Origin of the sequence: Bradyrhizobium cenepequi, assembly GCF_020329485.1 — a bacterium.
Classification (GTDB): Bacteria; Pseudomonadota; Alphaproteobacteria; order Rhizobiales; family Xanthobacteraceae; genus Bradyrhizobium; species Bradyrhizobium cenepequi.
In genome coordinates this window covers 284,906-309,943 of sequence record NZ_JAGKJI010000001.1, presented here as the reverse complement: position 1 = coordinate 309,943, position 25,038 = coordinate 284,906, and the positions used below count along the sequence as shown (strand labels likewise).

Below are 25,038 nucleotides of genomic sequence, written 5' to 3'. Positions count from 1 at the left end.
CCGAACCGGGCGATCCGCCGTAACACCCTCGCTGGAGCACGCGCTAGCGGGGACGGCAGCAGCTATTAGAGGAGTGAAACAGCATGGCAGTCCGGGTCGCTATCAACGGGTTCGGTCGCATCGGCCGCAACATCCTACGTGCCATCGCCGAGTCTGGCCGCAAGGACATCGAAGTGGTCGGCATCAACGATCTCGGCCCGGTCGAAACCAATGCCCACCTGCTCCGCTATGATTCCGTGCACGGGCGTTTCCCGGGCACCGTCACCGTCGATGGCGACTCGCTCAGCCTCGGCAACGGCAAGATCAAGGTGTCGGCCGAGCGCGATCCGTCCAAGCTGCCCTGGAAGGATCTCGGCGTCGATGTCGCGCTGGAATGCACCGGCATCTTCACTGCCAAGGAGAAGGCGTCCGCGCATCTGACCGCCGGCGCCAAGCGCGTGCTGGTGTCGGCACCTGCCGATGGCGCCGACGCCACCATCGTCTACGGCGTCAACCATGACACGCTGACCAAGGATCACTTGGTGATCTCCAACGGTTCCTGCACCACCAACTGCCTTGCACCGGTGGCGAAGGTTTTGAACGACACGGTCGGCATCGAGACCGGCTTCATGACCACGATCCATGCCTATACCGGTGACCAGCCGACGCTGGACACGCTGCACAAGGATCTCTACCGCGGCCGCGCAGCGGCGATGTCGATGATCCCGACCTCGACCGGCGCGGCCAAGGCGATCGGCCTGGTGCTGCCCGAGCTGAAGGGCAAGCTCGACGGCGTCGCGATCCGCGTGCCGACTCCGAACGTCTCGGTGGTGGATCTGAAGATCGTCGCCAAGCGCGCAACCGACGTCAAGGAAATCAACGAGGCGATGAAGCGTGCCTCGGAGCAGCAGCTCAAGGGCATCCTGGGCTACACCACCGCGCCGAACGTCTCGATCGACTTCAACCACGACCCGCACTCATCGACCTTCCACATGGACCAGACCAAGGTGCTGAACGGCACGCTGGTGCGGGTGATGTCCTGGTACGACAACGAGTGGGGCTTCTCCAACCGCATGGCCGACACCGCGGTCGCGATCGGAAAGCTGCTCTGATTTCTCGGCTTCATGGTTCGAGACGCGCGCGAAAGCGCGCTTCTCGCCATGAGGGAGAGACCTCATCCTGAGACGCCGCGCCTGGCGCGGCGTCTCGAAGGATGGCCGCAGAGGACCCTCCAATGACAAAATCATTCCGCACCCTCGACGACGTCGACGTGAAGGGCAAGCGCGTGCTGCTCCGCGTCGACCTCAACGTGCCCATGGAAAATGGACGCGTCACCGATACCACGCGGCTTGAGCGTGTCGCGCCGACGATCACCGAGCTTTCCGACAACGGCGGCAAGGTCATTCTGCTCGCGCATTTCGGCCGTCCCAAGGGACGCGATCCCAAGGAATCGTTGAAGCCGGTCGCTGACGCACTGTCGAAGGTGATCAAGAAGCCGGTTGCTTTCGCCGACGATTGCATCGGCGAGGCCGCGGCAAAGGCCGTGGCGGGCTTAAAGGACGGCGAGATCCTTTGCCTGGAGAATACGCGCTTCCACAAGGAGGAAGAGAAGAACGATCCGGCCTTCGTCGCGGAATTGGCAAAGCTCGGCGACATCTGGGTCAATGACGCGTTCTCGGCGGCACACCGCGCCCATGCCTCGACCGAAGGCCTCGGCCACAAGCTGCCGGCCTATGCCGGACGCACCATGCAGGCCGAGCTCGATGCGCTCGGCAAGGCACTGGAAGCCCCGACCAAGCCGGTGATCGCGATTATCGGCGGCGCAAAGGTTTCCACCAAGATCGACCTGCTCGAGAACCTGGTCACGAAAGTCGACGCGCTGGTGATCGGCGGCGGCATGGCCAACACCTTCCTGCACGCGCAGGGCGTCGGCATCGGCAAGTCGCTGGCGGAGAAGGATCTCGCCGCGACTGCGCTGCGCATCCTGGACAAGGCGGCAGCCTCCAATTGCGCCATTATCCTTCCCGTCGATGCCATCGTCGCCTTCCACTTCGCAGCCAATTCGGCGTCGCATGCCTATGGCCTGGACGCGATCCCGACTGAGGGCATGATCCTCGACGTCGGCCCCCAATCGACCGCCCGCATCCATGCCGCAATCGACGATGCGGCGACGCTGGTGTGGAACGGCCCGCTCGGCGCCTTTGAGCTGACGCCGTTCGATCGTGGGACCGTGGTGGCGGCCAAGCACGCCGCCGAGCGCACCAAGGCGAAGAAGCTACTTTCGGTCGCAGGCGGCGGCGACACTGTCGCGGCGCTGAACCAGGCCGGCGTCGCACATGATTTCACCTATGTCTCGACCGCCGGCGGCGCATTTCTTGAATGGATGGAAGGCAAGCCGCTGCCGGGCGTCGAAGTTCTGAAAATTCGCTGATTACCAGCACACGCGCGAACGCGCTGTAACTACAAGGAGAATCCGGATGGCTCGCATTACCTTGCGGCAACTGCTCGACCATGCGGCTGAGCACGATTACGGGGTGCCGGCCTTCAACATCAACAATATGGAGCAAGCGCTGTCGATCATGGAGGCAGCCTCCGGCGTCGATGCACCCGTCATCATCCAGGCTTCCCGCGGCGCCCGCGCCTATGCCAATGACGTGATGCTCAAGCACATGATGGACGCCCTCACCGAGATCTACCCGCAGATCCCGGTCTGCGTGCATCTCGACCACGGCAACGAGCCCACCACCTGCATGACCGCGATCCAGGCCGGCTTCACCTCGGTCATGATGGACGGCTCGCTGAAAGCCGACGGCAAGACGCCCGGCGACTGGGACTACAATGTCGGCGTGACCAGGACCGTCACCAACATGGCCCATCTCGGCGGCATTTCGGTGGAAGGCGAACTCGGCGTGCTCGGCTCGCTCGAGACCGGCATGGGCGACAAGGAAGACGGCCACGGCGCCGAAGGCAAGCTCTCCCACGACCAGCTCCTGACCAATCCGGACGAAGCGGTGAAGTTCGTGAAGGAGACCAAGGTCGACGCGCTCGCGATCGCGATGGGCACCTCGCATGGCGCCTACAAGTTCACCCGCAAGCCGGATGGCGACATCCTTGCCATGAACGTGATCGAGGAGATCCACCGCAAGCTGCCGAACACGCATCTGGTCATGCACGGCTCCTCCTCGGTGCCGCAGGACCTGCAGGACATCATCAACGAGCATGGCGGCAAGATGAAGCCGACCTGGGGCGTGCCTATCAGCGAGATCCAGCGCGGCATCAAGAACGGCGTGCGCAAGATCAACATCGATACCGATAACCGCATGGCAATGACCGGGCAGATCCGCAAGGTGTTCAAGGAACACCCGGAAGAGTTCGATCCGCGCAAATATTTGAAGCCCGCGATGGAAGCGATGACCAAGCTGTGCAAGCAGCGGCTGCAGGAGTTCAATACCGCTGGCCAGGCCAGCAAGATCCAGAAGGTGCTGACCACGGCGGAAATGGCCAAGCGCTACGCCAAAGGCGAGCTCGATCCGAAGGTGGCGTAACTGCATCGGCTTACGGATGGCGTAGCCCGGGGTGAAGCGCCAGCGTAACTCGGGGGCCGCTCGCGATACGGACAGAGGGGTCCCGGTTACGCTTCGCTCCACCCGGGCTACAGGCTCTCCGCTCCCCCCGCACGCGGAAGGCGGAGGGGAGTTCGATTTGTGGCCGCTGTTCGGTTTTAATGTTAATCCTGCGCCGAACCGCGCGGCCGCGCGCTGCGGCGAACGTTTTCTAGGCAATTGCCCGATAACCGCCTATTTTGGTTTGCAAGGGCATGAAACCATCTGGAGGACGTTCTATGAACCTCGCTGACCTCAACAAGATCGCGCTTGCCATGGTCACCCCGGGCAAGGGCGTTTTGGCCGCCGACGAATCCTCAGGGACCATCAAGAAGCGCTTCGACGCGATCGGGGTGGAATCGACCGAGGAGAACCGGCGCGACTACCGCGAGATGCTGTTTCGCTCGACGGAGGCGATGAGCAGATATGTTTCCGGCGTCATCCTCTATGACGAGACGATCTGGCAGAACGCGAAGGACGGCACGCCGCTGATCAAGCTGATCGAGCAGGCCGGCAGCATCCCCGGCATCAAGGTGGATGAGGGCACGCAAGCTTTGCCCGGCTGTCCCGGCGAACTCGTAACCATCGGCCTCGACAAGCTCGCCGAGCGCCTGAAGAAATATTACGAGCGCGGCGCGCGCTTCGCGAAATGGCGCGCCGTCATTGACATCGGACAGGGCATTCCCACCAGGACCGCGATCCATGTCAACGCCCACGCGCTGGCGCGCTACGCCGCGCTGTGCCAGGCGGCACAGATCGTGCCGATCGTCGAGCCGGAAGTGCTGATGGACGGCGGCCATGACATCGACCGCTGCTATGAGGTGACGCAGCAGGTGCTGCGCACGGTATTCCATGAACTGTTCGTGCAGCGGGTCGAACTCGAAGGCATGGTGCTGAAGCCAAACATGGCGGTGTCAGGCAAGAAGAGCCCGAAGCAGGCATCGGTGCAGGAAGTCGCCGAGAAGACCGTCCGCCTGCTGAAGGCCTGCGTGCCCGCCGCGGTGCCCGGCATCGCCTTCCTCTCCGGCGGCCAGAGCGATGAAGAGGCGACCGCGCACCTTGATGCCATGAACCGGATCGGCGGCCTGCCCTGGAAGCTCACCTTCTCTTACGGCCGCGCGCTGCAGGCGGCGCCGCAGAAGGCGTGGTCCGGCAAGGCCGAGAATGTCGCGGCTGGCCAACGCGCCTTCAGCCACCGCGCCCGCATGAACGGGCTCGCGAGCAAAGGCGAGTGGGAGACCGGCCTGGAAAAGAAGGTGGCATAGTTGGCCGCAAAGCCCGTTCCGCCACGCCCGGCGACGCGCCTCTATCTCGCGACGCCGGTGGTGGACGATCCCTCTGAACTCATCGCAAGCCTGCCTGCCCTGCTCGCCGCCGCCGACGTCGCAGCGGTGCTGCTGCGGCTGCGCGAGACCGACCAGCGCACGATGATCTCGCGCGTGAAGGCGCTCGTGCCGGTGATCCAGAACGCTGGCGCCGCGCTCCTGATCGACGGCCATGTCGAGCTCGTCGCCCGTGCCGGCGCCGACGGCGCGCATCTCACCGGCCTTGCCGCGCTGGAGGAGGCGCTGCCGTCGCTGAAGCCGGACCGCATCGCCGGCGTCGGCGGGCTGCCGACGCGGCACGAATCCATGGCCGCGGGCGAGCTCGGCGCCGATTACGTGCTGTTCGGCGAGCCCGATGCGCAGGGGCAGCGGCCCTCGGCACAGGCGATCGCTGAGCGGCTCAACTGGTGGGACGAGTTGTTTGAGCCGCCCTGCATCGGCTACGCCACCTCGCGCGCAGAGGCTCTTGAATTTGCATCCGCCGGCGCAGACTTCGTCCTGGTCGGCGACTTCATCTTCGCCGATTCGCGCGGCGCCGGCACAGCGCTCGCCGAGGTCGGCGCGACCATCCGGGAAGCGCATGCGAGCGCGGTTGGAAAAGCAAGGGCAGGACTGACGCCGGAATGAGCCTCCTGCGTCCGATAGCGGTGGTGCTCGGCTGCGCTGTGCTGGCGACGGGCGCGGTCGCGCAGATTTCGCTGACGCCGCCGGCCGCGCAAACGCCAGCCAACAAGCCGGCCGCGAAGAAAAAAGCGCCGAAGCATACGCCGAAGCCGAAGGCAGCGGCAGAAAAGAAGCCGGCCACGCCGAAGCCGGCGCCCTCGCCGAAGCCGGCGCCCTCGCCGACGCCATCCCCGAGCCCGACACACGAGTTCGAGGATCCCAATGTCGATCTGGTCTACGGCGCCTATCAGCGCGGCCTCTACAAGACCGCCTTCGATCTCGCCACGACGCGGGCGAATGACGCCCACGACCCCAAGGCGATGACCATGCTCGGCGAGCTCTATGCCAACGGGCTCGGCATCAAGCGTGACTACGGCAAGGCTGCCGAATGGTACCAGCGCGCGTCCGACGCCGGCGACCGCGAGGCGATGTTCGCGCTCGCGATGATGCGGCTCGCGGGCCGCGGCGGCCCCATGAACAAGGACGAAGCCGTGAAGCTCTTGGCGTCCTCGGCCAAGCTCGGCAACCCCAAGGCGGCCTATAATCTGGCGCTGCTCTACCTCGACGGCCAGACGCTGCCGCAGGATCTCAAGCGCTGTGCCGAATTGTTGCGAATGGCAGCCGACGCCGGCAGCCCCGAAGCGCAATACGCGCTCGCGACCTTCTACAAAGAAGGCACCGGGGTGCCCAAGGATCTCGAGAAATCGGTGCGGCTGTTGCAGGCGGCCTCGCTTGCCGACAATGTCGATGCCGAGGTCGAATATGCGATCGCCCTTTACAACGGCAATGGCACCCCGCGGAATCAGCCGGCGGCGGTGGCGCTATTGCGCAAGGCGGCCCGGCAGAATTCGCCGATCGCGCAGAACCGCCTCGCCCGCGTGCTCGCCACCGGCCAGGGCGCGCCGCAGGACAAGGTCGAGGCGCTGAAATGGCACACCGTCGCCAAGACCGCCGGCAAGGGCGATCCGGAACTGGACGACATGCTTATGGACATGACCCCGCAGGATCGCGCCAAGGCCGAGGAGGCCGCGCGCAAATGGCTCGGCACCGGCAAATGACGCCTTGACGGCGCCATCCCGAGAGGGCACGCAGGTCGGAAATCTCCGACGGCATTGGGCCGTTTCCCACCCGACAAGCCCTCCATCATGCTCTATTCCGCCCTCATCAACGTCATGGTCAAGGCCGCGCGCCGCGCCGGCCGCAGCCTCAAGCGCGATCTCGGCGAGATCGAGCACCTGCAGGTGTCGCTGAAGGGGCCGGCGAATTTCGTCTCGCTGGCCGACAAGCGTGCCGAGGAGATGCTCTACACCGACCTCGCCAAGGCCCGCCCGGGCTACGGCTTCCTCGGCGAGGAAGGCGGCACCCGCGAGGGCACCGACAAGAGCCATAGCTGGATCGTCGATCCGCTGGACGGCACCACCAACTTCCTACACGGCATCCCGCAATTCGCGATCTCGATCGCGCTGGCGCGCGAGGGCACGGTGATTGCCGGGGTGATCTATAACCCCGCCAATGACGAGCTTTATATCGCCGAGCGCGGCAAGGGCGCGTTCCTCAACGACCAGCGCCTGCGCGTCGCCGGCCGCCGCAAGCTCGACGAATGTGTGGTCGCCTGCGGGCTGCCCCACATCGGCCGCGGCGACCATGGCTTGGCACTGAAGGAGATGGCGGCGCTGCAGAACAGGGTCGCCGGCTTCCGCCGCTTCGGCGCCGCCTCGCTCGATCTCGCCTTCGTCGCCGCCGGCCGGCTCGACGGCTATTGGGAACGCAACCTCTCCCCCTGGGACATCGCGGCCGGCCAGATCATGGTGCGCGAAGCCGGCGGCACCATCACTGGCATCGAAGGGCACGACAACGCACTGACGACGGGAAATGTCGTGTGCGGCAACGAGTTCGTGCACGGGGAACTCGTGAAGATTTTGAAGCCGCTGGGGTAACGAGCGCGTGTTTTCCTGAGCGCTGTCATTCCGGGACGCGCCTCTTGGCGCGGGCCCAGAATCCATTGATCCGCAGAACCAGTGGCGAAATGGATTCCGGGCTCGCGCTGACGCGCGCCCCGGAATGACGCGTCAATGGCTCGTCTGCGCCGGCACCGGCGGCGCGTGCGGCTGCGGCGCCTTGGCTTCCTTCGGCTCGCGGTCGCCGGCCAGCACGCGTTGCACGCTGACGAAGAACACCGGGACCATCAACAGCGCCAGGATCACGACCGCGATCATGCCGCCCATGACAACGGTGCCGAGCGCGTTCTGGCTGGCGCCGCCGGCGCCGTGGGCGATCGCCATCGGGAACACGCCGAACACGAAGGCGAGGCCGGTCATCAGGATCGGGCGGAAACGCAACGAACAGGCTTCCACGGTTGCCTCGATCAGCGGCTTGCCATGCGCCCGCAGATCCTTCGCGAACTCGATGATCAGGATGGCATCCTTGGCGGCAAGACCGATGATGGTGATCAGACCGACGGTGAAATAGACATCGTTGGCCAGCCCGCGCATGGTCGCGGCGATCACCGCGCCGGTGACGCCGAGCGGTATGGTCAGGAGCACCGCGAGCGGAATCGTCCAGCTCTCGTACAGCGCGGCGAGCAGAAGGAACACCACCAGCACCGACAAGGCGAGCAGGAATGGCGCCTGCGAACCCGAGAGTTTTTCCTGCAGCGACTGGCCGGTCCATTCATAGCCGAAGCCGCGCGGCAACATATTGGCGAGCCGCTCCATCTCGTTCAGGGCATCGCCCGACGTGTAGCCAAGGCGCGCCTCGCCGGAGATGCGTACCGCGGGATAATAGTTGAAGCCGGCGATCTGGGTCGGTCCCCGCTGCCATTCGATCGAGGCAAAGGACGAGAACGGCACGAGCTGGCCGCGGTTGTTCTTGACGTTGTAGTTCAGGATGTCATCCGCATTCATGCGGGTGAACTTGTCCGCCTGCACCACGACGCGCTGCATGCGGCCGCGGTTGGGGAAATCGTTGATGTAGTTCGAGCCGAGATTGGTTGAGATCGTGTTGTTGATGTCCTCGAAGGTGACGCCGAAGGCGCCGGCCTTCTCGCGGTCGATCACCAGATTGATCTGCGGTGCCGGCGGCAGACCTTCGATATAGACCTTCTGCAGCACGGGGCTGGCATTGGCTTGGGTAACCAGGCGGTCGGCGGCGGCGGTGAGCGCGGCATAGCCCTTCTGCCCGCGATCCTGCAGGCGGAACGAGAAGCCGGAGGAGTTGCCGAGGTTGTCGATCGGCGGCGGCTGCAGCGCCGAGATCTTGGCGTCGCGGATCGATGAAAGATCGCGGTTGATGTCGGCGACGATCGCGGCCGCCGAATCCTTCGGTCCACGTTCCGACCAGTCCTTCAGCGTGATGAAGGCCTGTGCGGTGTTGAATCCCTGGCCGAGGAAGCTGAAGCCGGTGAGGAACGTGACATTCTCGATGGCGGAGCGCGCCAGCAAGTACTTCTCGACCTTCTCGATCGCAGCTTCGGTGCGCGCGTAAGAGGAATCGGACGGCGTCTGCACGTCGGTGGTGATGAAGCCCTGGTCGTCGACCGGCAGGAAGCCGCCGGGCAGCCGCACGAAACCCCAGCCCAACCCGACCAGAAGCGCCACATAGATCAGCATCAGCCGCCCGGTGCGCTTCAGCGTTCCGCGGACCGTGCGCGTGTAACCGTCACGAGTGCCATCGAGCGCGCGGTTGAACCAGCCGAACACGCCTCTGCGCGCGTGACCGTGCCCGGCGGTGACGGGCTTGAGCAAGGTCGCGCACAGCGCCGGCGTCAGCGACATCGCAAGCAGAGCGGAGAACGAGATCGCAGCCACCATGGTGACCGAGAACTGGCGGTAGATGATGCCGACCGATCCCGGGAAGAAGGCCATCGGGATGAACACGGCGACCAGCACCAGCGTGATGCCGATGATGGCGCCGGTGATCTGCGACATCGCCTTGCGGGTCGCCTCCTTCGGCGACAAGCCCTCTTCGGCCATGATGCGCTCGACGTTTTCCACGACGACGATGGCGTCGTCGACAAGGATGCCGACTGCCAGCACCATGCCGAACATGGTCAGCATGTTGATGGAATAGCCGAGGAGCATCAGCATGGCGCAGGCGCCGAGCAGCGCGACGGGCACGACGATGGTCGGAATGATGGTGTAGCGGATGTTCTGCAGGAACAGGAACATCACGATGAAGACCAGCACCACGGCTTCGACCAACGTCGACAGCACCTTCTCGATCGCGGCCTCCACCACGGGCGTGATGTTGTAGGGGATCTCGTAGGTGATGTTGGCCGGGAAGAAGCGCGACAGCTCCTTCATCTTGGCTTCCACCGCGCTTGCGGTCGCCAGCGCGTTGCCGGTCGGCGACATCAGCACCGAGAGGCCCGCCGTCGGCTTGCCGTTGAGGCGCGTCTGGAACTGGTAGCTGAGGCCGCCGATCTCCAGCCGCGCGACATCGCGCAGGCGCACGGTCGAGCCATCAGCATTGGCGCGCAGGATGATGGCGCCGAACTCGTCCGGCGAGGAGAGCTGGCCCTTCACCAGGACCAGCGCTGAAACGCGTTGCGAGTCCGTGGCCGGCTCGGCGCCGATACTGCCCGAGGCGACCTGCGCGTTCTGCGCTGATATCGCCTTGTTGACGTCGTCGGCGGTCAATCCATAGCCGACCAGCTTTGCCGGATCGAGCCAGATGCGCAAGGAACGCTCGGTCGAATAGAGCGTGGCGCGGCCGACGCCGGGGATGCGGCGGACTTCGCCGAGCACATTGCGGATCATGAAATCGCCGAGGCCGATTTCGTCGAGGCTGCCGTCGGTTGAGTTCAGCGTGATGATCTGCAGCACGGCGCTGGAGGCTTCCTCGACCAGGATGCCCTGCTGGATCACGGCGCGCGGCAGGCGCGCCTCGATGCGCTTGAGACGGTTCTGCACCTCGACCGAGGCCTGGCTGGTCTCGGTGCCCGGCACGAAATTGGCGATGATCTCGACCTGGCCCAGCGAGTCGCTTGTGGATTCGAAGTTGAGGATGCCGTTGGCGCCGTTCAGCTCCTCCTCGATCAGCCGCGTGACGCTGTTATAGAGGTTTTCGGGCGAGGCGCCGGGATAGCTGGTCGAGATCGAGATCGAGGGCGGCGCGATGATCGGATATTGCGCGATCGCCAGAAGCGGAATCGAGATCGCGCCGATCAGGCAGATGAAGAGCGCGACGACCCAGGCGAAGATCGGCCTGTCGATGAAGAAGCTCGGCATCTCAGATCACCGCAGCGCTTGCGCGGCTTTATTTTCCCCTTGCGCACCGATCGACGCATCCGCCGCTTCGGTCAGCGCCTGCGGCCGGACCTTGTCGCCCGCCGCGAATTTCTGGAAGCCTTCGACCACGACGCGGTCGCCGGACTTCAGACCTTCGGTCACGAACACCTGCCCGTTCTGCAGCGAGCCGGTGCGCACCGGCTGCACTGCGACGTGCCCGTCGTCCTTCACAAGGAACACCTCGCTGCCGCCGCCGCCATTACGCTGGATCGCCTGCTGCGGCACGGCGATCGCATCGCTGTCGATACCCTGCTCGATCAGCACGCGCACATACATGCCCGGCAGCAATTCGCGCCTGGGATTGGGGAACTCGCCGCGCAGCGTCACCTGACCAGTGTAGGCGTCGACCTTGGCGTCGGAGAACAGCAGCTTGCCTGAAATCGGATAGAGCGCGCCATCGTCCTGCACGAGGCGCACCTTCATCGCGTCAGCCGCGATGCGGTCGAGCTCGCCGGTCTCGAATGCGCGGCGCAGCTGGTTGAGCTCGGTGACCGACTGGGTGAAGTCGGCATAGATCGGATCAATCTGTTGGATGGTCGCAAGCGAGGTCGGATCGTTCTGCACCACCAGCGCGCCTTCGCTGACCAGAGCGGCGCCGACGATGCCGTCGATCGGCGCGCGGATGGTGGCATAATCCAGATTGAGCTTGGCGCGCGCGAGATCCGCCTCGCGAGCCGTGACATCGGCTGCGGCCTGGCGCTGCGCGGCGATCGCCTTCTCGTTTTCGGCTTCGGGCATCGCCTTCTGGCTGTACAGCGTCCTGACGCGGTGCGCGTGCTGGGTTGCCAGATCGAGCACGGCCTTGGCGCGCGCCAGCGCGGCCTGATTCGATTGCACCTCGACCTCGAACGGCCGCGGATCGATGCGATACAGAGGATCGCCTGCCTTGACCTCGGTGCCCTGATGGAACAGACGCTCGACGATGATGCCGGAAACGCGCGGGCGGACTTCAGCGACGCGCGTCGGGGCGACGCGGCCGGGCAACTCACGCAGCACGGCCCGCGGCTGCGGCTTGGCGACGACAACGCTGACTTCGGGTTCGGGCGCCGTCTCCGCCGCAGCGCTCGCGGCAGTCGGCTCATCGCAGCCGGCTAGCACTGGCGCCGTAGCGGCCAGCATCAGGAGAATGCATGCCGTTCGTGCGCGTCGTCCGAACATTGACAGTGTCGCCCCGAGTTTGATTGTTGAACATTAGTCAAAGCGCGGCGCTGCTGCCGACTCCACGCTACCCACGGCCATAGGATATGAACAGGGTGCTGCGACGCAATACATCAGGCAGGCGGCTCAATGTCACACACGGGAACACATTGAGCTGGAAAAGCTTTCTGGGATTCACCGGATTGTGAGAGCAATTCTATCGAAGCTTGTAGGTATTCCATTACGCCCATCGAGAGCTGCGCAGAGCTCCCGACTCGCTGCGCGACCTCGCGCCGATGACAGGTTCGGCCTGTCCGGAGAACCTCTAGAGACCAGCCCTAGGTTCCGACACACCGCGTTCTGAGGCAGTCGTATCGAAGCAGCCGATCACGCCGCTTCAGTCGGAGTTCTGGTGACACTCCGGTTTCCGACCTTTCTTCCCATGGCCGCTGTGCCATATTGGCGGCCGAACGCGGCTTTTCGCAACGGACATGCCGGCAATGCCCTCCTCTCCCCGCTCCGACATGGAGACCGAACTCAGCAAATTGTCCTCTCCACGGATTTTCCTGGTGCGGATGCTGGTATTTCTGGTGCTGTGCGCGCTGATCGGCATCGTCCTCTACAAGCAGATCATCACCGCCTTCTTCGCCAATCCGGGGCTGAACGCGCTGATCGGCGCCGTGCTTTTGATCGGTATCATCCTGTCGTTCCGCCAGGTAATCCGGCTCTATCCCGAGGTGCGATGGGTCAACAATTTCCGGATCGCCGATCCCGGGCTCGCGATCGAGCGGCGGCCGACATTGCTGGCACCGATGGCGGCGATTCTCGGCGGCGAGCGAAGCGGGCGGATGTCGATCAGCCAGCAGACGATGCGGCACCTGCTCGATTCCATCGCGACCCGCCTGGACGAAGCGCGCGACATCTCGCGCTACATGACGGGCCTGTTGGTATTCCTCGGCCTGCTCGGCACCTTCTGGGGCCTGATCGAAACCGTCGGCTCGGTCGGCAAGGTGATCGACGGGCTGAAGGCCGGCGGTGATGCCGGTACGCTGTTCGACACGCTGAAAGAAGGCCTGGCAGCGCCGCTTGGCGGCATGGGCATCTCGTTCTCGTCCTCGCTGTTCGGCCTCGCCGGTTCCTTGATCCTCGGCTTCCTCGACCTGCAGTCGAGCCAGGCGCAGAACCGTTTCTACACCGACCTCGAGGACTGGCTCGCGAGCACAGTCCGCGAATATGGAGGCGACGGTGCCGTCGCTGCAGGTGGTGGCGGCAACCTGCAGCACGCGATCGAGCGGCTGCGTGTCGCGGTGGAGGAAGGCGCCGGAACCCGCGGCACCACGGCGGCGATGGCCAATCTCGCCGAAGCGATCCAGGGGCTGGTTGCGCATATGCGCACTGAGCAACAGATGATCCGGGAATGGGCGGACGGCCAGGGCGAGCAGAACCGCGAGATCAAGCGCCTGCTCGAACGCCTCGCGCGTCAGCCGGAGAAGAGTTAGCGGAGAAGCTTGAATGGCCCTCGCCCGTGCTCGCCGCGGTGAATCCGGCTTCAACTACTGGCCGGGCTTCGTGGACGCGTTGTCGACACTGGTGCTGTCGATCGTGTTCCTGCTCTCGGTGTTCCTGGTGGTGCAATTCTTCCTGTCGCAGGAAGTTTCCGGCAAGGACAAGGCACTGGAGCAGCTCAACGCCAAGATCGCCCAGCTCAACGACATGCTGTCGCTGGAAAAGCTCGGCAAGCTCAGCCTCGGGGAACAGATAGCGCAGCTCCGCGCCGGGCTTGCGTCGGCCGAAGGCGAGCGCGACCGCATCAAAGGACTCTATGAAGGCCTGGCCAGCGCCGGCAGCGACGCTCAGGGCCGCGCGAGCGAGCTCAACAAGGCGCTGGACTCGGAGAAGCAGGTCTCCGCGCGGGCGCTGGCGCAGATCGAAGTGCTGAACCAGCAGATCAGCGCACTGCGCCGCCAGCTTGCCGCGCTCGAGGAAGCGCTCGATGCCTCCGAGAAACGTGACAAGGAATCGCAGGGTCGCATCGCCGATCTCGGCCAGCGATTGAACGTGGCGCTGGCGCAGCGGGTGCAGGAACTGTCGAGATACCGCTCGGAGTTCTTCGGCCGCCTGCGCACCATCCTTGGTAACCGGCCGGACGTCCGCATCGTCGGCGACCGCTTCGTATTCCAGTCGGAAGTCTTCTTCGATACCGGACAGGCCACGCTGCTGCCCGAAGGCCGGGCCGAGCTCGACAAGCTCGCGGCCGCCCTGATCGACCTCGACAAGCAGATCCCGAGCGACATCCCTTGGGTGCTCCGTGTCGACGGCCACACCGACGTGCGGCCGATCAACAGCCCGGTGTTCAAATCAAACTGGGATCTCTCCGCCGCACGGGCGATCTCGGTGGTTCAATATCTGGTTTCGCTCGGGGTGCCGGCACAGCGGCTCGTCGCCGCCGGTTTTGGCGAATTCCAGCCGCTCGACCCCGCGCAGACCGAGGAAGCCTACAAGCGCAACCGCCGTATCGAATTGAAGCTGACGGAACGATAAGTGGCGATTGAGTTTCAACTTCGCCCCTACCGCGCCGAGGATGAGGACGCCGCGATCGAGCTTTGGCGGCGAACCTGGCAGCAAGCCTATCCGACGATCGATTTTGATGCGCGTGTGGCGTGGTGGCGCGAGCGCTGGCGCAGCGAACTGGTGCCGAAGGCGAGCATTATTGTTGCGGAGCACGCAAATGCGCTGATCGGTTTCGTGACCATCGATCGAAGCAGCTATCTCGACCAGCTCGTGGTCGATCCCGCACATTGGGGCTCGAAGCTTGCCACCGCGCTGGTCGATGAAGCCAAACGCCTTTCACCTGATGGCGTGAAGCTGCTCGTCAACAAGGACAATGCCCGGGCCATCCGCTTCTATGAACGAAACGGCTTTGTGCGTGCCGGCGAGGATGTCAACCCGACGTCAGGACGTCCGGTATTGAAGATGGCGTGGAGGCCGTAACGGCAATTGCCTACCACAAATTCCGCTGTCATGCCCGGCGAATGCGGGACATCCAGTAAGCGGCGGCTTCTCCGTATCGCATCACTGTCGCTGGAATACTGGATCACCGCCTTCGCGGGTAATGACATCTGTTGTTGGGAAACGTGGCGAGCTTACGCTCCCTCGAATTGGAGCCGCGCCAGCCTGGCGTAGAGCCCGTTGGCGGCGACCAGCTCGGCGTGGGTGCCCTGCTCGACGATCCTGCCATGCTCCATCACCAGGATGCGGTCGCAGGAGAGCACGGTTGCGAGCCGGTGCGCGATGACGAGCGTGGTGCGGTGGCGCATCAACTCCTCCAGCGCGGTCTGCACCAGCGTCTCGCTTTCGGCATCGAGCGCGGAGGTCGCTTCATCGAGCAGCAAGAGCGGTGCGTCCCGCAGGATCGCGCGTGCGATTGCGATGCGCTGACGCTGGCCGCCCGACAGCGTCACGCCGCGTTCGCCGAGCTGCGCCTCGAAGCCGCCAGGCAGGCGGCGGAGGAATTCGGTGGCGTGGGCAAGATCGGCGGCGCGCTCGACCTCGGCATCGGTTGCACCGGGCCGGCCGAAGCGGATGTTCTCGCGCGCCGACGTCGCGAACACCACGGTGTCCTGCGGCACCAGCGCCATGCGCGAGCGCACCGCGTTCGGGTCCGCCTGCCGGATCGGTACGCCATCGAACAAGATCGTGCCCGAGGCGGGATCGTAAAAGCGCAGCAAGAGATGGAACAGCGTGCTCTTGCCCGCGCCGGAGGGACCGACGATCGCGACCTTTTCGCCTGATCGTACCGAGAACGAGACGCCGTCGATGGTCTTCACGGACCGCCGCGTCGGATAAGCAAAGCTGACATTGTCGAACGCAACGTCGCCGCGGGCGGGCTGCGGCAGCGCACGCGGCGCGGCCGGCGCCGTGATCTCCGGCTTGACCCGCAGGATCTCGAACAGCCGCTCGGCCGCGCCGGACGCTGCAGAAATTTCGCCCCAGACCTCACTGAGCTGGCCGAGGGCGCTCGCGGCGAAGGCGGTATAGAGGATGAACTGGCTCAACCGTCCCGGTGTGATCGCGCCCGTGAGCACGTCGTGCGAACCGACCCAGAGGATCACGACCACGCTCGAGAACACGATGAAGATGATGATCAGAGTTAGTACGGCGCGGGCCACGGTCGAGCTGCGTGCGGCCTCATAGGCCTGCTCCACCTCGCGGCCGAAGCGCGTGGCCGCGAGGCGCTCGCTGGTGAAGGCCTGCACGGTCCTGATGGCGCCGACCAGCTCGGAGGCATAGGCGCTGGCCTCCGCGAGCGTATCCTGGGCATTGCGTGACAATCGGCGCACCCAGCGCCCGAACGCGACCAGCGGGATCACGATGATCGGGATAGCGAGCAGCACGAAGCCAGAGAGTTTCGGGCTGGTGACCACCATCATCGCAGCGGCACCGAGAAACAGCATCATGTTACGGAGCGCGATCGACACGGAGGCGCCGACCGCTGATTTGATCTGGGTGGTATCGGCGGTCAGGCGCGACACCAATTCGCCGCTGCGCGCGGAATCGAAGAAGGAGGGCGAGAGCGAGATCAGATGCGCGAACACGTCGCGCCGGAGATCGGCGACGATGCGCTCGCCGATGGTCATGACCAAATAGTAGCGGGACGCACTGGCGCCGGCGAGCACCGCCACCACGGCGATCATCACGCTGAAATAGCTGTTGATCATGGCGATGCCTTCGGCTGTGAAGCCGAAGTCGATCATGCGCCGGACCGCGATCGGCACGATCAGCGTCGTAATCGCCGCAACCGTCAGAGAGATAAGAGCAAGGATGGCCCGTCCCCGGTAGCGCGCTACATAGGGCGCGAGCGCGAGCAGCGGCTTCAGCCTGGCGCGGCTCTTCGCTTGCGGCTCGGTCAATGTGGATTCGACCAGAGCCTCGCTTTCGAGCAGCGCGTCGCGGCGTGGCGGCGTCGTGCTGGGTGGGTGGTCAAGCTGTTCGGCTGCGCTCATCGGGACAAGGACCAGTTTTTATCTTTTCCAAATAGGCCCCGCGGCAGCGGCTGGCAAATCCGGAAGAGTCCTAATCCGGTGATCCCCGGTGGCTTGTTTTGCGGGTTTCCTTACGCTATAGAGCTGCCCAAATCCCGTATCTTTGGACCATTTGCGACGGGCGCCGACGCGCCGAAGGAACTGCCATGAAAGCCGATATTCACCCGAATTATCATACGATTACGGTCGTGATGACCGACGGCACCGAGTACCAGACGCGCTCCACCTGGGGCAAGGAAGGCGACAAGCTGCAGCTCGACATCGACCCCAGGTCGCACCCGGCCTGGACCGGCGGCTCCCAGCAGATCCTTGACCGGGGCGGCCGCGTGTCGCGGTTCCAGAAGAAGTTTTCGGGCTTTCTGAAAAAGGACTGAGCGCGCAAACCGCGCTTTCCTCGTCAGCTCAGCGAAAACGCCCCTGCTTGGTCAGGGGCGTTTTTGTTTGCCGTCATTGGAATTACTGCTCGAACGCGGCCTTCAGACGGTTGAGCTGGGGCACCAGCGGGTTGCCGATCGCGGCGCGATCGGCTGGCGGCGCATGGATCGTGCTGTCGAGCCGGCGTACGCGCGTCTGCAGGCTCATCGAGCGGGCGATCAGGTCCTGCAGTTGTTGCGGCAGTTTCTCGATCAGTTCCGCAGGGCCCGGATCGGCCGCGGAGAGCTTGACCTTGGTCTTTTCCCGATTGGCCTGGGTCAGCGTCATCTCGCCTTCCTTCACCGCGCGATGCAGCAAGAGCCAGGAGGCGAGCTGCATCAGGCGGGTGGTCAGGCGCATGCTTTCGGTCGCATAGGTCAGGCTGACGGAACGCTCCAGCGCCTTGGCCTCGCTACGGCCATCGCCATCGAGATAGGCGGCGGTCTCCTCGACCAGGTCCATGCCCTCGCGGAACAAGGCTCCGAACGCCGCAGAATTGGTCAGCCGCTCACTGAACAGAACAAGCGCGGAATCGCTTTGCGACCGCTCCAGCATGGTTAACGCCCTCACGCCACTTTTAATCTTTGTTTGAGCATGATCCTTTTTGGATCATGGTTTTTCCCGCCGCCGACCTTTGCGCCAGCCTATGGTGAACAAATCATTGCGCTTGCGGAGCGAAGAGTCCAGATGCATCCGGATTTATGGTTTCCGGCCGGATGGCGGAGACGACAAGCCTGTGACAAAGACAAAAAAGAGCCGCCGTTTCCGGCGGCTTTGAAGTTGATAACAGGGAGGCGTCAAACAGAGTGGACAGGAGCCACTCGGTGTCCAAACGAGGACAGTGCAGTCATAAACGAGAAAGCTTAATTGATCGTAAATGAGCGGTTTTGTTTAAACTTCGTTTGCCATATCGGCCACTGGCCTAGTTTGGGACAGGCGCCCACTTTTTTGTCGTCGTCCCGGCCTTGAGCCGGGACCCAGAACCGCAAGCGTTCGTTGTTGCGGCGGGCTAGGGCCAAAGCTCCGCACATCACAATTGCCTTGGTTATGGATCCCGGATCGCGTTCGCTTGCGCTCACTTGCCCGGGCGACAGCGCTACGACTTGAAGAAGCTGTTAGCGGCTTCCTTGGAGGCGCGCTTCTTCGTCATCGCTTCGCGCAGGCGCTCGACTTCGGCCGAGAGCATCGCGATGCGGTCGGTCAATTCCTCGACCGAGAGCAGCGACAGGTCCTGCCCGATCTCGTGCGAAATCTTCTTCCGCGGCCGGTCGTCATCTTCCATCGCCATGCGCTTCCTCCGTGCTTTGCTTGAAGCATGAAAAGCCGGTCTCCTTTTCCGGTCATGCTCTGTCACGATCCCGTTGCGGCGGTTGCCAGCCCGATGCGGGCTGGGTAATCAACGTGACGCGTTCGGAATCCTCGCATTCTGCCAAGGAAAAACCATGGAAAAGCTGCCCGCGCAAATGACCGTCGTCGGCATCAGCAAGCCCGGCGGACCCGAAGTATTGCTGCCGGAGATGCGCCCGGTGCCAGTACCGGGCCAAGGCGAGATCCTGGTCAAGGTGAAGGCGGCCGGCGTCAACCGGCCTGATGTGGCGCAGCGTTCCGGTTCCTATCCGCCGCCGCCCGGCGCGAGCGACCTGCCGGGCCTCGAGATATCAGGCGAAGTGGTTGCGGTCGGGCGTGGGGCGACCAGGCACAAGGTCGGCGACACCGTGATGTCGCTGGTCGCCGGCGGCGGCTATGCGCAATACTGCATTGCGCAGGACGCCCAGGCGATGGCTGCGCCGCCCTCGCTGTCGATCGAGGAAGCCGGCGCCATCCCCGAAACACTGATGACGGTGTGGCACAACGTGTTCGAGCGTGGCGCGCTGCAAAAAGGCGAGACATTGCTGATCCATGGCGGCTCCTCCGGCATCGGCACCATGGCGATCCAGCTCGCCAAGGCGTTCGGCGCCAAGGTGATCGTCACCGTCGGCTCGCAGGACAAGGCGGTGGCCTGTCTCAAGCTCGGCGCCGACCGCGCAATCAACTACAAAAGCGAGGATTTCGTTGCCGAAGTGAAGGCTGCGACCGATGGCGCTGGCGCCAATGTGATCCTCGACATGGTCGGCGGCGACTACATCGACCGCAACTACGACGCCGCCGCCGTCGAAGGGCGAATCGTGCAAATCGCGTTCCTCGCCGGGACGCCGAAGGCGAGCGCCAACTTTGCAAAATTGATGGTGAAGCGCCTGCACCATACCGGCTCGACGCTCCGCCCCCGTAGTAACGCGGACAAGGCGGCGATGGTCGCGGCGATCGAGGCCAACGTGATGCCGCTCTTGCGCGAAGGGCGCGTAAAGCCGCTTATGGACAGCACTTTCCCGCTCGAAAAGGCTGCCGACGCCCACCGACGGATGGAGACCAGCGCACATATTGGCAAAATTGTGTTGGTTGTCTAATTCCTCCACCGTCCAGCGTAGCCGGAAACCCTTTGATTTCCTTCGCTTTCGTGGCATTTATCCGGGAACGGCGGGGCGCCGGTTCGCCCGCATGAATCGTTAAAGCGCGGAGTACTGACATTGCGTCTGATCAGGTGGCTTGCGCCGCTTGCGCTGGCCCTCATGATTGTTGTCGGCGCCGCTCCGGCGCGCGCAGTTGACGCCGTCAGCGTCCGCAGCGACGCGCCGGCGATCGATCTCACCGCCGTCCTCGACCACCAGCGCAGCGAGACCGACCGCATCCAGGTCTCGACCGCGCCCGGCACCGACGGCATCGTCCGCCGCATCGAGGTGCGTGCCCGCGAGGGCGGACAATATTGGGTGGTGTTCGCGCTCGCCAACAATACGGACGACCAGCTCGACCGCCTGATCGTCGCGCCGCATTACCGCATAGTGTCATCCGGCTTGTTCTGGCCGGATCTTGGCCTGTCGCGCATCGCCACCATCACGCCATCGGTCGGCGACCGTCCGGAGCGGCAGGAGAGCCCGACCGCTGACGTCTTCCGCATCACGCTCGATCCGGGCGCGGTCGTTACCTATGTCGCGGAATTGCGCACCGACAAGTTGCCACAGCTCTATCTCTGGGAGCCGGAAGCCTACAAGGACAAGGTCAACTCGTTCACGCTCTACCAGGGCATCGTGATCGGCATTTCCGGACTGCTCGCGCTGGTGCTGACGATCCTGTTCGTGGTCAAGGGCAGCATCATGTTTCCGGCAGCCGCAGCGCTCGCCTGGGCGGTGCTGGTCTATATCGGCGTTGATTTCGGCTTCTGGGGCAAGGTGCTGGACATGTCGAACAACGCCGAGCGCGTCTGGCGCGCTGCGGGCGAGGCGATCCTGGCGGCGACGCTGCTCGTGTTCCTGTTCGCCTATCTCAACCTGAGCCGCTGGCACGTGCGCTATTCCCACATCACCATCGGCTGGCTGCTCTTCCTGGGATCGCTGGTGGCGCTGGCGCTGTTCGATCCGGCGGTGGCTTCCGGCATCGCGCGCATGTCGCTGGTGCTGATCGCCGTGGCCGGTTTCGCGCTGATCGTCTATCTCTCGACCCACGGCTTCGACCGCGCCGTGCTCTTGATCCCAACCTGGTTCCTGCTGGTGGTCTGGGTGGTCGCGGCCGGCATGACGGTGGCGGGCAGCGTCACCAACGACATTGTCGGCCCGGCGCTGCTCGGCGGCCTCGTGCTGATCGTGATGCTGATCGGCTTTACGGTGATGCAGCACGCCTTTGCCGGCGGTGGCGCGACCACCGGCGTCGTCTCCGATGTCGAGCGCCGCGCGCTGGCGCTGACCGGTTCGGGCGACCTGATCTGGGACTGGGACGTCTCCGCCGACAAGGTGTTCACCAGCCCCGAAACCGAGGCCCTGCTCGGCCTGAAACGCGGCACGCTGGAAGGGCCGGCGGCGAAATGGCTCGAGGTGTTGCATCCGCTCGACCAGGACCGTTTCCGCGCCGCGCTGGACAGCGTGCTCGATCAGCGCCGCGGCCGCCTGCTGCAGGATTTCCGGCTGCGCACGCCGGACGGCCATTTCATGTGGTTTGCGCTGAAGGCGCGACCAGTCGTCGGCTCCGACGGCGAGGTCTCGCGCGTGGTCGGCACGCTCACCGACGTCACCGACATCAAGAATTCCGAAGAGCGGATGCTGCATGACTCGGTTCATGACAATCTGACCGGCCTGCCGAACCGCAAATTGTTCATGGACCGGCTGAGCGCGGTCGCCAATCTCGCCAAGACAGTGCCGACGCTGCGGCCGACCCTGATGGTGATCGACCTCGACCGCTTCAAGCAGGTCAACGACTCCGTCGGCATCGCAGTCGGCGATTCCATCCTGCTGACACTGGCGCGCCGCCTGATCCGCATCCTTAAACCCCAGGACACGCTGGCACGCCTGGCCGGCGACCAGTTCGGCCTGATCCTGTTGTCGGAGCAGGATCCGGCGCGGATCACCGCCTTTGCCGAGACCATCCGCAAGACCATCCGCGCCCCGATCGCCTTCAACGACCGCGAGATCTTCCTGACCGCCTCGATCGGGCTTGCGCTCTCCGACCCGCAGACGCAGCTCACTGACGAGATCATCAAGGACGCCGAGCTTGCGATGTATCATTCCAAGCGCATCGGCGGCGACCGCATCGACGTCTACAAGCCGGCGATGCGCGCCCGCAAGAGCGACAGGCTGACGCTGGAGAGCGAGCTGCGCCGCGCCATCGAGCGGCAGGAGATCACGATCCTCTACCAGCCGATCGTGCGGCTCGAGGACCGCTCGATCGCCGGCTTCGAGGCCTTGGCGCGCTGGGATCATCCCAAGCTCGGGCGGATGTCGCCGTCCGAATTCATCTCCATTGCAGAGGAGATCGGCCTGATCGTCGACCTCGGCACCTTCGTGATGGACCAGACCGCGCGGCAGCTTTCGATCTGGCAGCGCGCGATGCGCGCGCGCGAGCCGATCTTTGCCTCCGTCAACGTCTCCTCGCGGCAGTTGCTGCGGCACGATCTGATCCACGACATCAGGACCGTGCTGTCGCGCTCCTCGGTCGCGCGCGGCACTCTGAAACTGGAATTGACGGAATCGCTGGTGATGGAAAATCCGGAGCACGCCGCACAAATGCTGGCGCGCATCCGTGAGCTCGGCACCGGACTCTCCCTGGATGATTTCGGCACCGGCCACTCCTCGCTGTCCTACCTGCAGCGCTTCCCATTCGACACCATCAAGATCGACCAGTCCTTCGTCCGCACCACGAGCCGCGGCACGCGGCCGGTGATCCTGAAATCGATCATCGCGCTCGCCCACGACCTTGGCATGGACGTGGTGGCGGAAGGCGCGGAAACGGATTCGGATGCGGTCGAGCTCTACCAGCTCGGCTGCGAATACGCGCAAGGCTTCGCCTTCGGCGAGCCGATGGACGCCGATGCCGCGATGCGCCTGCTCACCGAGGAGCGGCTGGAAGCCGCGAGCTGATCGATATCTCCGCTTGCTTCGCTTCGCCTCTCCCCTTGTGGGAGAGGCCGGAGCGCATACAGCGAAGCGGAATGCGTCCGGGTGAGAGAGGTCCCGGTCTATCGAGGGACCACCGAAGCGGAGACAAACCCCTCACCCGGATTTCCCACGTACCGCGTGAAATCCGACCTCTCCCACAAGGGGAGAGGTGGGAGACCGCTGGACGTTCTGAGTTTCGAAACCAGCCTTGTCTATCGTTCGATGCCTTCGCTGGGACGACGCGCGTTGCGCGGCAGCCGCCTGAACTTCACGCTGTTGCCGTCCGCCTGGCGCGTGGCGACATAGCCGGCCTCGAGACAGGCTTCGCGCTGCGGCATCCTTTCCTGCGGGCTGCGCAGGCTGTCCCACCAGGAAGCGCGCTGTGCCGCGCGCGGCAGGGGCGCATCGATGATGGCCTCGATCTCTTCGAAGCTGAGCACCAATTCGGGCAGCGTCTGCTTCTTCAGATAATCCCGCAACGGGCCGTAATCGTTCACTTCAAGTCCCTTGAATTCACGCCATTGCCGAAAATCGTCAGTCGAACCAACCAACCGTTAACCCATTCGCGGAACGCTGTCGCCGTTTAAGGCAGCAACAATGTTTCCGGTGCATTTAAGGATGGCCCGGGACGAAACATGCCACACGAACGGCGACAACAAGCAAGGCGACGCTGGCGGCTATCGACGAAGCTCCTGATCGCTTCCTCGGTCGCGACCGTGATCGGCTTTTCCACTGTCTGCACCAGCGTCCTGCTCGATATGCGCCGCGGCGAGGAAGAACTGGCCCGGCAAACGCTGGAAAACCTCGCCGCCGGCATCGACGCCGATATCAGCCGCAACATCGAATTGTTCGACCTGTCGCTACGCGCCGTCGCCGGCGCCATGGTGATGCCGGAGATCAAGCAAGTCAGCAGGGAGGTCCGGCACCTGATCCTGTTCGACCACGCCGCCACCGCAAAACACTTTGGCGCAATCCAGGTGTTCGACAGCACGGGGCAGTTGGTGGTCGATGCGTCGACGCTCGATCCCCGCCCGGAGAACCGCAGCGACGAAGAATATTTCCGCATCCATCGGGACCAGCCCTATACGGGCCTCTACATCTCAAAGCCGATGCTTCACCGCAGCGCCTACGCAATCGTGCTGAGCCGGCGCATCAGCGCCGAAGACGGGAGCTTCCTTGGCGTCGTCGCAGGGTCGATCCGCTTCAGCTATTTCCATGAGCTGTTCGGGCGGCTGACGCTTGCTCCCGACGAAACCATCACCGTGCTGCGCCGCGACCGCACGATCATCATGCGCACGCCGTTCGATCTCGACATCATCGGCACCAATCTGGCGGAGCGGCGCAACTGGACCCCGAACAATCTGAAGGAGAACGGATCCTATTCCGGTGTCGGACCGATCGACCAGACCCCGCGGCTCTATGTCCGTCGCAGCGGAAACGGCCCGTTGTTCACCGTGGTCGGAAAACCACTCGACGGTGTCCTCAGTCTTTGGCGCAAGGAAGCGACCCGGATCGGCGCCATCATGGCGGCACTGGTCCTGTTCGTGCTCGCCACCACGCTGTTCCTGGCGCGCGAGATCGGCCGCCGCGCCGAGGCCGAGGAGAAGCTCGAAGAACTCGCGACCACCGACGCGCTGACCGGTTTGCGGAACCGGCGTAAGTTCGATGCTGAGATCGATGTGGAATGGCGCCGCGCCGGCCGGCATGCGGCGCCACTTGCGCTCCTGATTATCGACGCCGACCATTTCAAGGCGTTCAACGACACCTACGGTCACCAGGCTGGCGACCAGGTGCTGGTCGGCATCGCGATCTGCATCTCGGATTCGGTCCGGCGGGCCGGCGATTGCGCGGCGCGCCTGGGCGGCGAGGAATTCGCGGTGCTGCTGCCCGGTCATACCGCCGTGGAAGCGTTCGCCGTGGCGGAGATGATCCGCCGCAAGGTCGAGCAATGGTGCGACGGGGAGACCATCACCACCGTCAGCATTGGGGTTGCAAGTCTCACGCCTTTGGCCGGTCAGAACTGGACCGACCTGGTGGAAGCCGCCGACAGGGCGCTCTATGCCGCCAAGGCCAATGGCCGCAACCAGAGCGTGGTCGCACGCCTGCAGGCACTGTCGCTGGTAGCTTGA

Annotated in this window: 20 protein-coding genes; 14 read left to right on the top strand and 6 right to left on the bottom strand. The window is 64.3% G+C overall.

The genetic code is table 11. The features are described from left to right. Positions 1-83: 83 nt before the first annotated feature. The 7 genes from gap (at position 84) to J6497_RS01495 (ending at position 7,506) form a co-directional block, all read left to right on the top strand. Positions 84-1,091: a type I glyceraldehyde-3-phosphate dehydrogenase gene (gap, locus tag J6497_RS01525; protein WP_225702451.1), complete on the top strand. Its 1,008-nt coding sequence runs from the start codon at positions 84-86 to the stop codon at positions 1,089-1,091. Between the two features lie 122 nt (positions 1,092-1,213). Beyond that, entirely contained in the window at positions 1,214-2,410 is a 1,197-nt protein-coding gene (locus J6497_RS01520; protein WP_225702450.1) for a phosphoglycerate kinase, read from the top strand. 46 nt (positions 2,411-2,456) lie between these two features. After that, entirely contained in the window at positions 2,457-3,524 is a 1,068-nt protein-coding gene (gene fba / locus J6497_RS01515; RefSeq protein ID WP_225702449.1) for a class II fructose-bisphosphate aldolase, read from the top strand. 296 nt (positions 3,525-3,820) lie between these two features. Continuing rightward, positions 3,821-4,846, top strand: coding sequence for a class I fructose-bisphosphate aldolase (locus tag J6497_RS01510; protein ID WP_225702448.1), 1,026 nt, complete (start codon positions 3,821-3,823; stop codon positions 4,844-4,846). Next, positions 4,847-5,533 (top strand): thiamine phosphate synthase, encoded by a 687-nt coding sequence (locus J6497_RS01505; protein WP_225702447.1) that lies wholly within the window; start codon positions 4,847-4,849, stop codon positions 5,531-5,533. It begins immediately after the preceding gene. Beyond that, positions 5,530-6,627 (top strand): tetratricopeptide repeat protein, encoded by a 1,098-nt coding sequence (locus J6497_RS01500; protein WP_225702446.1) that lies wholly within the window; start codon positions 5,530-5,532, stop codon positions 6,625-6,627. Before J6497_RS01505 ends, J6497_RS01500 begins: the two co-directional genes overlap by 4 nt. An 87-nt stretch (positions 6,628-6,714) precedes the next feature. Then, entirely contained in the window at positions 6,715-7,506 is a 792-nt protein-coding gene (locus J6497_RS01495; protein ID WP_225702445.1) for an inositol monophosphatase family protein, read from the top strand. Positions 7,507-7,638: 132 nt separating this feature from the next. Here the strand turns inward: J6497_RS01495 and J6497_RS01490 are convergent, their stop codons facing one another. Together J6497_RS01490 and J6497_RS01485 are read right to left on the bottom strand one after the other, a co-directional pair. Beyond that, positions 7,639-10,797: a multidrug efflux RND transporter permease subunit gene (locus tag J6497_RS01490; protein ID WP_225702444.1), complete on the bottom strand. Its 3,159-nt coding sequence runs from the start codon at positions 10,795-10,797 to the stop codon at positions 7,639-7,641. Positions 10,798-10,803: 6 nt separating this feature from the next. Next, entirely contained in the window at positions 10,804-12,015 is a 1,212-nt protein-coding gene (locus J6497_RS01485) for an efflux RND transporter periplasmic adaptor subunit (protein WP_225702443.1), read from the bottom strand. A gap of 479 nt (positions 12,016-12,494) precedes the next feature. Here J6497_RS01485 and J6497_RS01480 point away from each other — a divergent pair, with 479 nt between their 5' ends. The 3 genes from J6497_RS01480 to J6497_RS01470 are packed head-to-tail and all read left to right on the top strand — an operon-like array spanning position 12,495 to position 14,985. Next, positions 12,495-13,493, top strand: coding sequence for a flagellar motor protein MotA (locus J6497_RS01480; protein ID WP_225702442.1), 999 nt, complete (start codon positions 12,495-12,497; stop codon positions 13,491-13,493). Positions 13,494-13,506: 13 nt separating this feature from the next. Then, positions 13,507-14,535: a peptidoglycan -binding protein gene (locus J6497_RS01475; protein ID WP_225702441.1), complete on the top strand. Its 1,029-nt coding sequence runs from the start codon at positions 13,507-13,509 to the stop codon at positions 14,533-14,535. Beyond that, positions 14,536-14,985, top strand: a complete 450-nt coding sequence (locus J6497_RS01470; RefSeq protein ID WP_225702440.1) for a GNAT family N-acetyltransferase — start codon at positions 14,536-14,538, stop codon at positions 14,983-14,985. It abuts the gene before it with no gap. A 152-nt stretch (positions 14,986-15,137) separates the two neighbouring features. On the opposite strand, the gene J6497_RS01465 is transcribed toward J6497_RS01470, so the two are convergent. After that, positions 15,138-16,997, bottom strand: coding sequence for an ABC transporter ATP-binding protein/permease (locus J6497_RS01465; protein ID WP_225702439.1), 1,860 nt, complete (start codon positions 16,995-16,997; stop codon positions 15,138-15,140). Between the two features lie 185 nt (positions 16,998-17,182). On the opposite strand from J6497_RS01465, the gene rpmE reads away from it, so the two are divergent. Continuing rightward, positions 17,183-17,410: a 50S ribosomal protein L31 gene (rpmE, locus tag J6497_RS01460; RefSeq protein ID WP_028163734.1), complete on the top strand. Its 228-nt coding sequence runs from the start codon at positions 17,183-17,185 to the stop codon at positions 17,408-17,410. An 82-nt stretch (positions 17,411-17,492) separates the two neighbouring features. Here rpmE and rcdA read toward each other — a convergent pair whose 3' ends face one another. Together rcdA and J6497_RS01450 are read right to left on the bottom strand one after the other, a co-directional pair. Continuing rightward, entirely contained in the window at positions 17,493-18,005 is a 513-nt protein-coding gene (gene rcdA / locus J6497_RS01455; RefSeq protein ID WP_225702438.1) for a protease adaptor protein RcdA, read from the bottom strand. A gap of 541 nt (positions 18,006-18,546) precedes the next feature. Continuing rightward, entirely contained in the window at positions 18,547-18,738 is a 192-nt protein-coding gene (locus J6497_RS01450) for a DUF1192 domain-containing protein (protein WP_028163736.1), read from the bottom strand. 154 nt (positions 18,739-18,892) lie between these two features. Between J6497_RS01450 and J6497_RS01445 the strand changes: the two genes are divergently transcribed. Further along, positions 18,893-19,894 carry an NAD(P)H-quinone oxidoreductase gene (locus J6497_RS01445; protein WP_225702437.1) on the top strand — a complete coding sequence of 334 codons (1,002 nt, stop codon included), beginning with the start codon at positions 18,893-18,895 and terminating at the stop codon, positions 19,892-19,894. A gap of 120 nt (positions 19,895-20,014) precedes the next feature. Next, positions 20,015-22,891, top strand: a complete 2,877-nt coding sequence (locus J6497_RS01440; RefSeq protein ID WP_225702436.1) for an EAL domain-containing protein — start codon at positions 20,015-20,017, stop codon at positions 22,889-22,891. 230 nt (positions 22,892-23,121) lie between these two features. Here the strand turns inward: J6497_RS01440 and J6497_RS01435 are convergent, their stop codons facing one another. Beyond that, entirely contained in the window at positions 23,122-23,406 is a 285-nt protein-coding gene (locus J6497_RS01435) for a DUF7662 domain-containing protein (protein WP_225702435.1), read from the bottom strand. A 138-nt stretch (positions 23,407-23,544) separates the two neighbouring features. Here J6497_RS01435 and J6497_RS01430 point away from each other — a divergent pair, with 138 nt between their 5' ends. After that, positions 23,545-25,038, top strand: coding sequence for a GGDEF domain-containing protein (locus tag J6497_RS01430; RefSeq protein WP_225702434.1), 1,494 nt, complete (start codon positions 23,545-23,547; stop codon positions 25,036-25,038).

Excerpts from the sequence above, each read along its gene's own strand:
- J6497_RS01445 (WP_225702437.1), top strand. The coding sequence starts at position 18,893 with ATGGAAAAGCTGCCCGCGCAAATGACCGTCGTCGGCATCAGCAAGCCC.
- rcdA (WP_225702438.1), bottom strand. The coding sequence starts at position 18,005 with ATGCTGGAGCGGTCGCAAAGCGATTCCGCGCTTGTTCTGTTCAGTGAG.
- J6497_RS01490 (WP_225702444.1), bottom strand. The coding sequence starts at position 10,797 with ATGCCGAGCTTCTTCATCGACAGGCCGATCTTCGCCTGGGTCGTCGCG.
- J6497_RS01450 (WP_028163736.1), bottom strand. The coding sequence starts at position 18,738 with ATGGCGATGGAAGATGACGACCGGCCGCGGAAGAAGATTTCGCACGAG.
- J6497_RS01480 (WP_225702442.1), top strand. The coding sequence starts at position 12,495 with ATGCCCTCCTCTCCCCGCTCCGACATGGAGACCGAACTCAGCAAATTG.
- J6497_RS01465 (WP_225702439.1), bottom strand. The coding sequence starts at position 16,997 with ATGAGCGCAGCCGAACAGCTTGACCACCCACCCAGCACGACGCCGCCA.
- J6497_RS01500 (WP_225702446.1), top strand. The coding sequence starts at position 5,530 with ATGAGCCTCCTGCGTCCGATAGCGGTGGTGCTCGGCTGCGCTGTGCTG.
- J6497_RS01475 (WP_225702441.1), top strand. The coding sequence starts at position 13,507 with ATGGCCCTCGCCCGTGCTCGCCGCGGTGAATCCGGCTTCAACTACTGG.
- fba (WP_225702449.1), top strand. The coding sequence starts at position 2,457 with ATGGCTCGCATTACCTTGCGGCAACTGCTCGACCATGCGGCTGAGCAC.
- J6497_RS01495 (WP_225702445.1), top strand. The coding sequence starts at position 6,715 with ATGCTCTATTCCGCCCTCATCAACGTCATGGTCAAGGCCGCGCGCCGC.
- J6497_RS01510 (WP_225702448.1), top strand. The coding sequence starts at position 3,821 with ATGAACCTCGCTGACCTCAACAAGATCGCGCTTGCCATGGTCACCCCG.
- J6497_RS01520 (WP_225702450.1), top strand. The coding sequence starts at position 1,214 with ATGACAAAATCATTCCGCACCCTCGACGACGTCGACGTGAAGGGCAAG.
- J6497_RS01430 (WP_225702434.1), top strand. The coding sequence starts at position 23,545 with ATGCCACACGAACGGCGACAACAAGCAAGGCGACGCTGGCGGCTATCG.
- rpmE (WP_028163734.1), top strand. The coding sequence starts at position 17,183 with ATGAAAGCCGATATTCACCCGAATTATCATACGATTACGGTCGTGATG.
- gap (WP_225702451.1), top strand. The coding sequence starts at position 84 with ATGGCAGTCCGGGTCGCTATCAACGGGTTCGGTCGCATCGGCCGCAAC.
- J6497_RS01485 (WP_225702443.1), bottom strand. The coding sequence starts at position 12,015 with ATGTTCGGACGACGCGCACGAACGGCATGCATTCTCCTGATGCTGGCC.